Source organism: Pirellulales bacterium (assembly GCA_019636335.1).
Taxonomy (GTDB): Bacteria; Planctomycetota; Planctomycetia; order Pirellulales; family JAEUIK01; genus JAHBXR01.
This window is the reverse complement of the sequence record JAHBXR010000042.1, coordinates 1-13925: the sequence shown is the minus strand read 5'-3', so window position 1 is coordinate 13925 and position 13925 is coordinate 1. Positions and strand designations below refer to the sequence as shown.

The window sequence follows — 13925 nt, the reverse complement described above, 5'->3', positions numbered from 1 at the left end:
CTCCGGCGCATGGCGTTCGCGCGGCGCTCGTTCGGTCGAACTTTACGCCAGGTGCGCCTCGAACGCGCCGGCCAGGCCGCCGGTATGGCGGAAACCGACCATGCCGGCACGTCGAATGATGCTGTCGGTCGTACTCGCCACCAGCGTGTTGTTGAAGTAGGCGCGCAACGACGTGCCAATGACTTCGAAGCGGAGCCGTCCGCTACCGACGCCCACCTGGCCTTGGGCGAGGAATTCCCACCCCATGCCGGGATTGCGCCAGATTTGAACAAAGTACCGTTCGTCCGCTGTGCGCAAGAGACGTGCCATGTAGGCATTCGAGTCGGCTGGTCCCGTGCTGCGGGCCAAAAGCCCGAGGCTGCTGTTCGCTCCGGCTTGCGTCGTGAGATCGATGTCGGCCGAGACACTGACATCGGCCGCCAGCGGGCCATTCAGCGTGACGACCGCCGTGCCGTTCGTGTTCAGGGCCAGCCGATGATTTTGGATCCGCACGTCCCCATCGCGCTCGGTCCAATTGCTACCGATAAAAGAGCTGTTGGGCCGGTCGAAGAGATCGGTAAACGGCAGGATGACATTGGTGTGCGGCGGCGGACTGGCGATTTCGGCCAGGAAATTGGTCGAGGAGCCGCCCGTCTGGCGAATGCCGAGGGTGCCAATCGTCACCCGATCATTCGTCACGCTGGTCAGCAAGACGCCGTCGACATAGAGATCGAGACGCGAGCCATAGACGTTGAAGCGGAGTCGCCCGCTGGAGCCCGAGATCGGCACGGTGCTAAGCGGCGTATTGTTTCCACCAAGATTGACCCAGATCTCGGCCGAGTAGCTCCCCTGGTGCTTCATGATGCGGGCAAAATAGTAGTTCGAATCACCAGGTCCGGAATAACGTGCGGCGACGCCCACGCTGCGTTCCACCTCGGCCGATTGCAAGTCGAAGTCGAGACTGATCGAGACATTCGCCTGCCATACGCCGTTGAGCGTCGCCAGGGCCTCTCGATTCGACGCCAGAACGAGGTGTTTATCGACGATCTGCAGGTCGCCCACGCGTTCGACCCAGGCGCTAGAGAGGTCCGAGTTATTGGGCCGATTGAAATTGTCCGCGAAGGGCAAGCTAACGGCCGTGGCTCCCACGGTGGGCAATACGCCGCCACCGCTGGGTGAGCTGGCAAAAGGTCGCTTCACCGCCGTCTCGACAAGTGATGCACTTTCATCTGCCGCAAATTCAGTTGCCTGCGCAGCGTCGGGGTGCGTCTCCGCGATTTCGCTTGACGGCTCGAGCGTGCCGAGGAAGCCGGCCAGTGCCGGGTTGGCAACCAATAGTTGACGGTGTTCGAGGCGTTCGAGGGTACGGGCCAGGTTCGTGAGTGCATCGCGACGGGCTGCCGAAGCGCGGCGGCTCGCGCGAGACTGATGCGGCCGACGAGAGAAAGGGAACATGATCGGGCTCCGATCGAGATACCAGCAACTGTGCCCCGCGGCTAGTTCGCAATCGTTGCAACGGATGCTCCTTGTCGCGCGAAACCAACTCTCACAGTAATCGGGAGCTACAGGGCAACAAAGCGCCAAGTCGAAGTCGCTCACTTTTGCTGGTCTTTTCGCATGGCGATCTACGCACGGATTTTGGCCCTCTCGCCCCCCAGAATACGTAGGGCATTCCGCAAGCTGAAGGCATCTAAGTGGTTGCCGACAGTCATGTCGTGCGCGATCTTCAAACTATCTGCGATCGCTTCAAATCGGCGATTTCGAATCTTACAATGGGCACATTGGCATTGCGAGCAGCAACACACGTTTCGCCGCGCGTTCGATGCACGGCTGCGTTGCCGGGCAAAATGCCGCACCTGTCTTGAAATGGAACGACGCGGAGCGATCCGACGTCGCCGTTCGCTTGGCGATTCCGCTGGTGTGTCGAACGATCGTGCGCGGCTGCGGATTGTCGCTGTTCGCATGGAACGGCGTCAGCGTGGCAAATCCGTGTGCGCTGTTCAATCGATTGAAGTACCAATGAATGCGGCCCGACGGCCTTGGAGGATCGAATCATGATCCAGCGTTTCTTCTATTTGGCGGTGATGACGGCGTTTTCGACCGTGCTTGCGGCCGCGGCATGTCTCGCACAGGATGCTGCCGCCACGAACGATGGAGCTGCGCCAGCGAACGATGATCTTGCCGCCGTGCGTACAGCGGTTGAAAAGTATGTGCAGGCCTTCAACGCGGGCGATGCGGAAGCCGTCGCCCAGTGCTGGGGTGCGGAGGGAGTTTATATCACTCCCGAGGGTGAAAGGCTGAAGGGCCCCGACGCCATCAAGCAACACTTTGCCGACTCATTCTCCGAAAGTCCTGGATTGCAATTGACCGTCACGATCGACTCTCTACGGCTGCTCGGCGATGACGTCGCACTGGAAGAAGGAACGGCGTCAGTCGGCCAGGAAGGCGTCGCGGAAGAGACGTCAACCTATGTTGCCGTCCACCACAAGCACGATGGCGTGTGGAAACTGGATACGGTGCGCGAAACGGTTGTGCCCGACAATTCGGGGCCCGAGCATGCGTTGGATTCGCTGGCTTGGCTCGTGGGAGAGTGGACCGACAATTCACTGCCCGGCGTGCAGGTCGATTCGAGCTATCGCTGGGCAACAGGAGGGCAGTTTCTGGTGAACACGTTCCGAGTCGTCATCGACGACGAGATCGACATGGAAGGGACGCAGATCATCGGTTGGGATCCTTCGCGCGATACGATTCGTTCCTGGCTGTTCGATTCGGACGGTGGCTTTGGCCAGGGAACGTGGACCGAAGGAGAGGAAGGGGAGTGGCTGGTCGAGACAAAGAATGTACTGCCCGACGGGCGACACTCGACGTCGATCAACCACTATCAACGCGTCGATGACGACCAGTTCAGTTGGTCTTCGACGAAGCGTCGCGTCGAACTGGAGAAGCTTCCCGACGTCGCGCCGATTGCCGTGCGTCGCGCGGGATCGGAATGATCACGTCTTCGACTTCGGCGGCACCACACGATTCGCAAACGCCTGTTGAGGAATCAACGATGCGACATTTCATCTCCTCGATCCTGATCGTGGTCCTGTTGGTATCCCAGTGCTTCGTCGCCTCGCCGGCTTATGGTCGTGGCGGCCGCGGGGGTGGAGGTGGTGGTCGTGGAGGCGGGGGCGGTGCCCGCATGGGAGGTGGTGGTGGAGGAAGGCCGAGTGGCGGTGGCGCCTATCGTGGAACGCCTTCGATGAGTCGTTCGGCGCCGCGACCAGCTCCAAGACCGGCCTCGCGTCCTCAAACCGCACAACGACCTGCGTCTCGTCCCCAAATGCCGGCGAGCGCAACCACACGTCCGGCAACGCGCCCGCAACCCAACTTTCCGACGTCGCGTCCCGGCGGCGGTGCCGGTGGAATTACTGCGGGGCGTGGCGGCGCGGCGCGTCCCTCGACTCGACCTTCGACGTCCGAGCTGAGCAACTTTCTTGGAATACCTGGGCCGACGGGGGGTGCCGCTGCGAACCGACAATTCAACGGGGGAAGAACTGCCGCGCGCACTTCACCCCCTGCTGCCAGCCAATTGCCCTCGCGCGGCAACAGCAACCGGCATTCGAACGTGTGGCAGGGAGATCACTTCACGATCGGTGCGGCAGGAGGATCAGGATCGGTTACCGGACCGGGTGGCGTCACCATCGGTGGTGCCGGCGGCGCAGTTGCCATCAAGGGACCGGGCGGAAACACCGTGGTGCGCGGAGGCGGCGCCATCGGCGCCACGAACGGCGTGAATTCGATCGGCCGCGCCGGTGGATTCGTCGGCGGACAAGACGCCGCGGGAAATCGCATCGTCGCCGGACGCGGGGCCACGTTTGCGAACGGTCAGGTTGTAGGGGGGCGCACCTGGTCGGCCGTGAATGGCAACTTCAACCATTGGAACTGTTTCCATCCCGGGTGGTATCCCAACTATCCAGGCGCTTGGTTCCCCGGCAAATGGGCTGCGGCAGGCGTCTGGACCGGTGCGACGTGGGCGGCGCTCACCGGCTGGTGGGGCTACGGCGGCGAACCGATGTACTACGACTACGGTGGCGACGTCGGCTACAGCGACGGCGAGATCTACTACGGCGATGAACCAGTTGCCACCGAAGAGCAGTACTACAACGAAGCGACCGACATCGCCGCGATGGGAGATCAAACCACCGCCACCGATGAAGAATGGCTGCCGCTCGGTGTGTTCGGCTTGGTGGTCGAAGGTCAGCAAGACACGGACAAGCTCTTCCAGTTGGCGGTGAACAAGGCGGGCTTGATCCGCGGCAACTACTACGACGTCATCAGCAACCAGGCGTTGCCGATCGAGGGGGCCGTCGATGGCAAGACGCAACGCGCCGCCTGGCATGCGAAGGACAAGCCCGACATCGTCATGGAGACGGGCATCTACAACCTGACGAACGACGAGGTGCCGGTGTTGGTCCACTTTGGCGCCGACAAGACTGAGCAGCGCATGCTGGTGCGTCTGGAAAATCCAGAGGAAAAAGCGCAAACCAGCGCGCCCGAAGCGCAAACTACCCCCTAGCGGCCGGAACCTCACGTTGAGTACCCCGATATGACCACCGGTGGCGTTTTCGATTCCGTGCCATTGTGGTTGCTGTTCGTAGCGACGATCATGCTGATTTATCTCGCGGTCGAAGCGGGTTATCGGCTGGGCAAATTCCGGTGCGACCACTCACCAGAGAAGGAGGCCCCCGCGGGTGCTATGGCGGGGGCCATGCTGGGCTTGCTGGCCTTCATGCTGGCCTTCACCTTCGGCCTGGCTGCGGCTCGTTTTGACGAACGGCGACATACGATCCTCGACGAATCGAACGCGATCGGCACGACCTATCTGCGAGCTGGGCTATTGGCCGAACCCCAGCGCAGCAAGGCACGGCAGCTCCTGAAAGACTATGCCGACGCGCGCATCGAGGGCCCCCGTACCGGCAAGGTCGAAGAAGCGATAGACAGGTCAATCGAACTGCAACATGAATTGTGGACACAAGCGAACGCCATCGCACAGGCCGACCCGCATTCGATCATTGGGGGGCTATTCATCCAGTCGCTGAATGAAATGATCGACCTGCACGCCACACGAGTGATGGTCGGCTTGCGCAGCCGGATTCCGGGGGTCATTTGGGTCGCATTGTACTTCGTAGCCGTGCTCGCGATGGCCACCATGGGGTTTCACGAAGGCCTGTCCGGCACAAGACGTTCGCTGGCCTCGCCGGCGGTCGTCGTTGCCTTCTCGGCCATCCTTTTCATGATCGTTGACCTTGACCGGCCGCAGGAAGGTCTGCTGCGGATCAGTCAGCAGTCGATGCTCGATCTACAACTGTCGATGGATGCTCCAGAACATTAAGTCGAGAGCTCAGCAGCGAACTTGATGGACGTGTAGCGCGTCGCCTGCCGCAATTCTTCGCGAGGAGTGTTTGCACATGTGTCGCTGGTTGGCGTATTCGGGTGGAGAGATCTTTCTCGAGGACATCCTGTTTGCTGCCAAGCAGAATTTGATCGATCAGAGTCTCAGCTCGCGCTCGGCCGAAACCCCAACAAATGGTGACGGATTCGGCGTCGGCTGGTATGGCAAGCGGGAACAACCGGGCCTGTTTCGCAGCATTCGACCGGCCTGGAACGACTTCAATCTACGAGACCTCGCAGCCAATATCGAATCGCGTCTGTTCCTGGCGCACGTCCGGGCGACTTCGCTCACCACAGTGCAAGAAACGAATTGCCATCCTTTCCGCTACGGAAATTGGCTGTTTGTCCACAATGGAGAAATCTTTGAAGTCGAGAGGTTGCGGCGTGACCTGTTAATGTCCGTCGCACCACAATTCTTCAGCAACATCCTGGGCACGACCGATTCCGAGGTGATGTTCCATCTTGCACTGAGCTTTGGGTTGTCAGATGATCCGCCTGCGGCACTGGCTCGCATGGCGGGATTCATCGAACATGTCGGTCGCGCTTATGGAGTCACGGAATCGCTCTGGATGACCGTGGGCGTGACCGACGGTGAGACGCTCTATGGTGTTCGTTACGCCAGCGATGGTGACGCACCGACCTTGTTCTATAGCCCCGATATCGAACACCTTTACCGGCTCAATCCGGCGATTACCGGCCGATTTGGTGCAGTCGCACGTGCGGTCGTCTCTGAACCGATCGGTGAGTTTTCGCACCTCTGGCGGGAAGTACCGCAGAGCTCTTTGCTGGTTGTGCGAGGTGGAGAGATCGAAGTACGGTCCTTCCGTCCCACACCCGTGAACACGTGAAAAATGAGCATCGCATTCAACAGCTTCACGATCATTCGCGAAAAGGAACATCTGCGATGACTGACAAATTCAACCTGGAAGAGTACGGACTCACGGTCGCAGAGATTCATCACAACTTGCCTCCTAGCTCGTTGTACGAGCACGCCATTCGCTACGAAAAGGACGCCAGTATTGCCGAGAATGGCGCGCTCGTCGCCTACTCGGGCGCCAAGACGGGCCGATCCCCTAAGGACAAACGAGTGGTGCGGCACCCGGATTCCGAAGCGGATATCTGGTGGGGCTCGATCAACATCCCGCTCGAAGAACACGCCTTCGATATCAATCGCGAGCGCGCGATCGACTTTCTCAACACGCGGGAGCGACTCTATTGTTTCGATGGCTTCGCAGGCTGGGATCCCAAGTATCGGATCAAGGTGCGCGTCATCTGCTCGCGCCCGTACCATGCCCTGTTCATGCACACGATGCTGATCCGTCCGACGAAAGAAGAGTTGGCGAACTTCGGCCAGCCCGACTTCGTGATTTGCAATGCCGGCGAGTTTCCGGCCAACAAGCAGACGGCCGGCGTCGACTCGAAGACCAGCGTCTGCCTGAGTCTCGAACAGCGTGAACTGGTGATTCTCGGAACCGAATACGCTGGCGAAATGAAGAAGGGTGTGTTTACCGTCGCGAATTATTTCGGCCCCAAGCAAGGCCTGCTCTCGATGCACTGCTCGGCCACCGCTGATAAGCAGTCCGGGCGATCGTCGCTTCTATTTGGTCTATCCGGCACGGGCAAGACGACGCTCTCGGCCGACCCGAAGCGTGATCTGATCGGCGATGACGAACATGTCTGGAGCGACGACGGCATCTTCAATATCGAAGGGGGTTGCTACGCGAAGGCCATCAACCTCTCGCCAGAGAACGAGCCCGATATCTTTCAGGCGCTGCGGTTCGGTGCGGTACTAGAGAACGTCGTCCTCGAGGAAGACCACGCCGTCGATTTCACCGACACGAGCATCACGGAGAACACGCGCGGCGCCTATCCCATCGAATTCATCAAGAATGCACGCATTCCGTGCATGGCGGGGCATCCGACCGACGTTATCTTTCTGACGTGCGACGCGTTCGGTGTGCTGCCCCCGGTCAGTGCGCTCTCGCCGGCGCAGGCCATGTACCACTTCATCAGCGGTTATACCGCCAAGGTGGCGGGCACGGAAATGGGAGTCAAGGAACCATCGGCGACGTTCTCCCCCTGTTTCGGCGGACCGTTCCTGGTGTGGCATCCCAACAAGTACGCTGAGCTATTTGCGCAGAAGATGCGACAGCACGAATCGAGGGTCTGGCTGGTGAACACCGGCTGGAGCGGCGGCGGCTATGGGATCGGTAAGCGAATCAAGCTCGCGCACACTCGCGGCATCATCGATGCGATCCACACGGGACGGCTGACTGAAGCAAAACGGGAGCGCCACCCGGTGTTCGGATTTGACGTGATCACGGAGTGCCCGGGCGTGCCGGCCGAAATACTCTGGCCGCGCGAAACGTGGGACGATGCGACCGCCTACGATGCCGCGGCAAAGAAGCTGGCCAGCCTTTTCGTCGAGAACTTCAAGAAATACGAAGCAGGAGTGAATGCCGAGGTTCGTACCGCTTCACCAAAAGTTTGATGGACCGGACGGAGTAAGGCATGAAATGGATTTTCGAACTTTATCAGACGAATCCCACCGCGCAGGCCATCGCGATCCTATCGCTGGTGTGCGTGGCTGGCATGAGTCTGGGCAGCGTTCAGATCCGCGGCATCAAATTGGGCACGTCGGGGGTCTTGTTCGCGGCCATCGTCGCGGGGCATTTCACGAAGGCGATCGATCATCACACGCTGGAATTCGTCAAAGAATTTGGGCTGATCTTGTTCGTGTTTTGCATCGGGTTGCAACTCGGACCCGGTTTTTTTGCGTCGCTGCGCGAGGCCGGATTTCGTTTGAACACCCTCGCGTTGGCGATCGTATCCCTGGGCGCGATCACGGTCGTCTTGCTGGGGTGGTTGCTTGGTCTCGATCGCGCTGCCGCACTAGGGGTATTCTCTGGCGCAACGACCAACACCCCTTCGCTTGGTGCCGCGCAGCAGACGTTGACTACTTTTCCGCATGTCACGGCAGAACGTGCTGCATTGCCGGCGTTGGCGTACGCGGTCACTTACCCACTGGGGATCGTGGGGATCATTGGAACGCTGCTGGCACTGAAGGCCATTTTCAAGGTCGATGTGCGTCAAGAGCGCGACGCGTACCTGTCGGCCCAGCAAGGCGGGCACGTAGCACTTCAGCAGCGAAGCCTGATCATCGAGAATCCAAACATCGAGGGAATTGCCATTCACGATGTGCCTGGCCTCGCCGAATCCGGAGTCGTCATCTCGCGAATCCAGCACTCCGGTGAACCCGAAGCCAAGGCCGCCGCTGGCGGCATTGTGCTGCGAACAGGAGACAGTGTTCTTGCCGTTGGTTCGACACATGGCCTCGATCAACTCGAACGTGTCCTAGGGCGCGAGAGCGATGCTGAACTGCTCATGACTACTTCGCAGGTGGTGCCGGAGCGAATCGTCGTCACAAATTCCGCGATCCTCGGCCAATCCGTCAAGGAACTGAATCTAGAATCGCTGTTCGGCGTCGTGGTGACGCGCGTCGTGCGCGGTGATCTCGAATTGACCGCGGTCCCAACGCTGCGACTGAAGTTTGGCGACGTGCTGCAAGTCGTGGGTCCACCCGATTCCTTGCAACTCGCAGCCGCTCACCTGGGCAATTCCGTCCACGCACTCAACGAAACGCACTTTGTGCCGCTGTTTGCGGGCATCAGTCTGGGAGTGGTGTTGGGGACCATGCCCATTGCCTTCCCAGGTTTGCCGCAACCATTACGCCTTGGCCTGGCCGGTGGTCCACTCATTGTGGCACTCATCGTAGGCCGCGTGGGACGTATCGGCCGACTGGTGTGGCACTTGCCGCGGAGTGCTAGCCTCGCACTTCGTGAGCTAGGCATCGCCCTCTTCTTCGCTGCGGTCGGACTAATGGCCGGCCCAACTTTCTTTGACACGGCGTTCAGTCAAACAGGCATCCTGTGGATGGTAGCAGGTGCGTGTACCACGATCTTGCCGCTGGTTGCGGTAGGTACCTTCGCCCGCGTGCGATATTCGATGAATTACGTCGTCTTGGCTGGACTGTTGGCGGGCAGCATGACCGATCCACCGGCCTTGGCGTTCGCCAACAGCGTTTGCCAATCGGAAGCGCCCGGCGTCGCCTACGCGACAGTTTATCCGTTGACCATGTTGCTGCGAATCATGGCCGCGCAGGTATTGGCGGTGGTGCTCTGTGGGTAGGCGTGCAAAAAACCTTGTTCCCATCGTTCCCATCGCGGGCACCATGTCGCAGGATACAGACCGACCGACGCCATCCGCCGGAATCGCCGCAAGAGCGCTCGGTTTACTCCCGATCCTCCCCTGGTTGCCTCACTATCAGGCGGTTTGGTTGCCGCGCGATTTGATCGCCGGCGTGACGCTCGCCGCGTATGCGATTCCGGTTTCGCTGGCATACGCCTCGCTGGCCGGGTTGCCACCTCAATACGGGATCTACTGCTACCTGGTGGGTGGGTTGGGATATGCGCTGTTCGGTACTTCGCGCCAGTTGGCAGTGGGCCCCACGTCCGCCATCGCAATGATGGTGGGAGCCACTATCGCCGGCATGGCGAATGGTGATGCCGCACGTTGGGCTGAGATTGCTGCGTTGACTGCTCTTCTGGTCGCCTTGTTGAGCGGCCTGGCTTGGGCACTGCGCTTGAGCGGGCTGGTGAACTTCATCAGCGAGACCATTCTCGTCGGCTTTAAGGCAGGCGCCGCGCTGACGATTGGATTGACTCAGCTTCCGAAGCTGTTCGGCGTGCCCGGCGGTGGCGATCAATTCTTCGAGCGACTGTGGCTGTTGGGCGGACAACTTACGGAGACGAACCTGCTGGTTCTCACCATCGGTCTGGCGGCCATCGCCCTGTTGGTCTTCGGGGACCGACTGTTGCCGGGTCGGCCGATCGCGCTCTTCGTGGTCGCAGGAGCCATCGTGATCTCGTCGCTGGTCGGATTGGCAGAACGAGGGGTGGCCATCGTCGGCGCCATTCCGACGGGACTGCCCGATTTTGCCTGGCCGTCGCTACGACCTCGCGACGTCGATGGAGTGTTGCCGCTGGCAGCGGCCTGCTTCCTGTTGTCGTATGTCGAAAGCGTCTCCGCCGCACGCACCCTGGCAGCGAAGCACGGCTACGAGATCAGCCCCCGCCAAGAACTGCTGGGACTGGGGGCGGCCAATTTTCTGGCCGCGTTCAGCCAAGGCTTTCCCGTGGCGGGTGGGCTCTCGCAATCGGCCGTGAACGATAAGGCGGGCGCGCGGACGCCACTCTCGCTCGTCTTCGCCTCGGTCGCGATCGGCGTTTGTCTCTTGTTTTTGACGGGCCTGCTGCACAACCTGCCCTCGGTCATCTTAGCCGCGGTTGTATTGGTGGCAGTGCGTGGCTTGATCGACCTTGCCGCGATACGCAACTTGTGGTGCGTCAGCCGCTTCGAATTCGGCATCGCGATGGTTGCCCTGGTGGGCGTGCTGTTGCTCGGCATTCTCAAGGGGGTGCTGGTCGCGGTGGTGATTTCGCTACTGGTCTTGCTCGGGAGCGCGGCGCGTCCTCACGTGGCATTTCTCGGACGTATTCCCGGCACGCGACGCTACTCGGATTCGAGCCGCCATCCCGACAACGAGCCGATTCCCGGCGTATTGATCTTCCGAGTCGAGGCGTCGATTCTCTATTTCAACGCAGAACACGTGCGTGGAGCGGTCTGGTCTCGCATCGCTGGCGATCCTTCGCTGCGGCTCGTCATCTGTGACCTTTCGAACTCGCCTTACGTCGATGTCGCCGGCGGGAGCATGCTGGCCAAGTTGAATGAGACGGTTCGCAAGCGTGGTGGCGCCTTTCGCATTGTTGAAGCCCGATCTCGCGCACGCGATCTATTGCGCGCCGTGGGATTGGAAAAGCAGACGGGTTACTTTGGCCGCCACATGTCGATCGATCAGGCGTTGGTCGAGTTCGAGCAGTCGGCACCACAAGTTTGATGCATGAGGACCCTCGATGGACAAACGTATCGGTATCGTTACCGGCGGCGGTGACTGCCCTGGTCTGAATGCTGTAATCCGAGCGGTTGTCAAGGCAGCCGACCGGCGCAGCTGGGAAGTGCTGGGAATCGTCGGCGGATATGAAGGCCTCTTGACTCCCTGCAATACGCGCCCGCTCGACTATCATGCGTTGGGTGGCTTGCTGACGCGCGGCGGTACGATTCTGGGGACCGCCAACCGCGGACGTTTTTCGGCGAAGGTCGGACATGGCGAAGGCCGCGTGCTTCCTCATGAATTACTCGAAGAAACGCGTCACGGCATGCAAGATCTGGGGCTCTCCGCCCTGGTGTCCATCGGCGGTGATGGCTCGCTGAGCATCGCACAGCAGCTTTTTGAGCACGGCCTCCCGATCGTTGGCGTTCCCAAGACCATCGACAATGATCTGCAGGGGACGTTGATGACGTTTGGATTTGACTCAGCCGTCGCCTGCGCGACCGAAGCGCTCGATCGCCTGCATACCACTGCGGAAAGCCACAATCGAGTAATGGTGTTAGAAGTCATGGGCCGTTATGCCGGCTGGATCGCACTCTATGCGGGGATCGCGGGTGGGGCCGACGTGATTCTCATTCCTGAGGTCCCCTTTTCTTACCAGAGTGTGTGCGCCAAGATCAGAGAGCGTGAAAACCGGGGGCGCAAGTTCTCGATCGTCGTGGTTGCCGAGGGAGCGCACGAAAAAGGGGCAGATTTCGTTACGTCCGCGGCGCAACCTGAGCATCGCGAGGCGAGACTGGGCGGTATCAGCACCGTGGTGGCCGCGGAAATTGAACAGCGCATGGGCAAAGAAACTCGCGCGTGCGTGCTTGGTCACTTGCAACGCGGCGGTAGCCCCACGACCTTCGATCGATTGCTATGCACGGCGTTTGGCACCGAAGCAGTGGAACTGATCGCCGCGAACGACTTCGGCAAGATGGTCACCTACCAGGGGACACAGATCGGCGCCATACCCATTCGCGATGCGGTGGGTACTCTAAAGACCGTAAGCGCCGAGGGAAGCCTCGTTCGAACGGCACGTGCCCTGGGAATTTGCTTCGGCGACTAGGGCTAGACGACAGGATTCCAGGCAATCCGAGGGAATTGTGAGTCGCTCCGACAACTCGCTCCATTTGTTTCTCAATAGCTTCACCGCGCGCGATCTGGCCGAGCCACTGCCGTCGTTTGACGAAGGTGCGCCGTTTGACCTGATTCGCGCTGCGATGACGCGACAGCAGGTTGAAGTCGTGGGGATTCGGCAATCGGGAATCGTCACCGGCTGGCTCACTTCCAGTGATGTGAACGGCGGAGTAGAGGAAACGATAATCCGACCCTTCGATCCCGGTTCCGTGATTGCTGACACGGCGTCGTTGAACGAGGTAGTCCACCGCCTGACCTTGCATCCAAGCGTTTTCGTACGTGTACTGGGTGAGATCGGTGGCTTCATTCAGGCCCGCGATTTCCAAAAAGCCCCCATGCGTATGTGGCTGTTCGGTTTGGTAACAATTACTGAACTGCGTGTGACACGTCTGATCGACGAGATCTGCCCCGACGGTGCATGGCAACGATATCTGTCGCCAGGACGTCTGCATCGAGCGAATGACCTGCGTGAAGAACGACGGCGCCGCAATCAGCAGCCAACTCTCCTCGACTGCCTGCAACTGGCCGACAAAGGGCGAATCGTGGCGCGAGACGAAGCACTTCGCTCGCTGACACGATTCCCGTCGCGGCGAGCGGTGGAAGAATTCGTGACCGCCTTGCAGGATCTGCGCAATAATCTCGCTCATGCGCAGGATATTTCTGGCGATGGGGAGATCATTCGCGACCTGGCCACCAACGTGCATCGTATCGTGCTTGGTCACGAGATTGCCGTGGACGTATCAAATACTACTGCCAACCAACCTGTATTGTAAGAGGACGCACGCTATGCCGGATGGTATTACTGGATCGACTCGTACCGACACAGTGAGTCTTTCTGACGAGGAAGCGGTGAAGCGTGTTCTCGTCGAGTCGATCCTCAGCTTGTGGGACACGGTCAACAATCTCACGCGTTTGCGACCGTCGCGACGAGACCGGTACCGCGTCACGATCTTCGGCTCAGCGCGCGCCGTGCCCGGGGATTTTGCCTACGAGCAGACGAAACTCGTCGCGGCAGCTTTGGCTGACATGGGATGTGACATTGTCACTGGCGGAGGGCCAGGACTTATGCAAGCCGCCAACGAAGGCGCCGCTAGTACCGCAGGGCAGGCGCAGTCGGTTGGCATTCGCATTGATCTGCCATTCGAGCAGAATGTCAACGACTTTGTTGGCCAGGCGTTCGAGCACCGCACCTTCTTTACACGGCTGCACCAATTCGTCCTGACTTCCGATGCTTTCCTTGTGGCGCCCGGCGGCATTGGCACGGTGCTGGAGACGATGATGATTTGGCAATTGCTCCAAGTGCGTCACTTGCAGGACACGCCATTCATTCTCGTAGGCCCCATGTGGCCGGGGCTGATCGATTGGGCTCGAAATGCCATGCTCT

11 protein-coding genes are annotated in these 13925 nt (G+C 60.1%); 10 read left to right on the top strand and 1 reads right to left on the bottom strand.

Annotated elements, in window-relative coordinates:
* Positions 1-42: 42 nt before the first annotated feature.
* On the bottom strand, positions 43-1434 hold the full coding sequence (locus KF708_24120) for a hypothetical protein (GenBank protein ID MBX3415793.1): 1392 nt from the start codon (positions 1432-1434) through the stop codon (positions 43-45).
* Positions 1435-2033: 599 nt separating this feature from the next.
* Between KF708_24120 and KF708_24115 the strand changes: the two genes are divergently transcribed.
* The 10 genes from KF708_24115 to KF708_24070 all read left to right on the top strand — a co-directional run.
* Positions 2034-2972: an SgcJ/EcaC family oxidoreductase gene (locus tag KF708_24115; protein MBX3415792.1), complete on the top strand. Its 939-nt coding sequence runs from the start codon at positions 2034-2036 to the stop codon at positions 2970-2972.
* Positions 2973-3589: 617 nt separating this feature from the next.
* Entirely contained in the window at positions 3590-4540 is a 951-nt protein-coding gene (locus KF708_24110) for a hypothetical protein (protein ID MBX3415791.1), read from the top strand.
* Positions 4541-4570: 30 nt separating this feature from the next.
* Complete coding sequence (locus tag KF708_24105) at positions 4571-5356, top strand: hypothetical protein (protein MBX3415790.1); 786 nt, start codon at positions 4571-4573, stop codon at positions 5354-5356.
* 76 nt (positions 5357-5432) lie between these two features.
* The gene (locus tag KF708_24100) at positions 5433-6263 is read left to right on the top strand and encodes a class II glutamine amidotransferase (GenBank protein MBX3415789.1); all 831 of its coding nucleotides are present in this window, start codon (positions 5433-5435) and stop codon (positions 6261-6263) included.
* A gap of 56 nt (positions 6264-6319) precedes the next feature.
* Positions 6320-7906 (top strand): phosphoenolpyruvate carboxykinase (ATP), encoded by a 1587-nt coding sequence (gene pckA, locus KF708_24095; protein ID MBX3415788.1) that lies wholly within the window; start codon positions 6320-6322, stop codon positions 7904-7906.
* Between the two features lie 20 nt (positions 7907-7926).
* Entirely contained in the window at positions 7927-9603 is a 1677-nt protein-coding gene (locus KF708_24090; GenBank protein MBX3415787.1) for a putative transporter, read from the top strand.
* A gap of 148 nt (positions 9604-9751) precedes the next feature.
* Positions 9752-11371: a SulP family inorganic anion transporter gene (locus tag KF708_24085; GenBank protein ID MBX3415786.1), complete on the top strand. Its 1620-nt coding sequence runs from the start codon at positions 9752-9754 to the stop codon at positions 11369-11371.
* A 16-nt stretch (positions 11372-11387) separates the two neighbouring features.
* Positions 11388-12470 carry a 6-phosphofructokinase gene (locus KF708_24080; protein MBX3415785.1) on the top strand — a complete coding sequence of 361 codons (1083 nt, stop codon included), beginning with the start codon at positions 11388-11390 and terminating at the stop codon, positions 12468-12470.
* Between the two features lie 37 nt (positions 12471-12507).
* Positions 12508-13314 carry a hypothetical protein gene (locus KF708_24075; protein MBX3415784.1) on the top strand — a complete coding sequence of 269 codons (807 nt, stop codon included), beginning with the start codon at positions 12508-12510 and terminating at the stop codon, positions 13312-13314.
* 13 nt (positions 13315-13327) lie between these two features.
* Positions 13328-13925: LOG family protein (locus KF708_24070; GenBank protein ID MBX3415783.1), on the top strand; the 598-nt coding region annotated here is incomplete at its 3' end.

Excerpts from the sequence above, each read along its gene's own strand:
- pckA (MBX3415788.1), top strand. The coding sequence starts at position 6,320 with ATGACTGACAAATTCAACCTGGAAGAGTACGGACTCACGGTCGCAGAG.
- KF708_24100 (MBX3415789.1), top strand. The coding sequence starts at position 5,433 with ATGTGTCGCTGGTTGGCGTATTCGGGTGGAGAGATCTTTCTCGAGGAC.
- KF708_24080 (MBX3415785.1), top strand. The coding sequence starts at position 11,388 with ATGGACAAACGTATCGGTATCGTTACCGGCGGCGGTGACTGCCCTGGT.
- KF708_24105 (MBX3415790.1), top strand. The coding sequence starts at position 4,571 with ATGACCACCGGTGGCGTTTTCGATTCCGTGCCATTGTGGTTGCTGTTC.
- KF708_24090 (MBX3415787.1), top strand. The coding sequence starts at position 7,927 with ATGAAATGGATTTTCGAACTTTATCAGACGAATCCCACCGCGCAGGCC.
- KF708_24115 (MBX3415792.1), top strand. The coding sequence starts at position 2,034 with ATGATCCAGCGTTTCTTCTATTTGGCGGTGATGACGGCGTTTTCGACC.
- KF708_24120 (MBX3415793.1), bottom strand. The coding sequence starts at position 1,434 with ATGTTCCCTTTCTCTCGTCGGCCGCATCAGTCTCGCGCGAGCCGCCGC.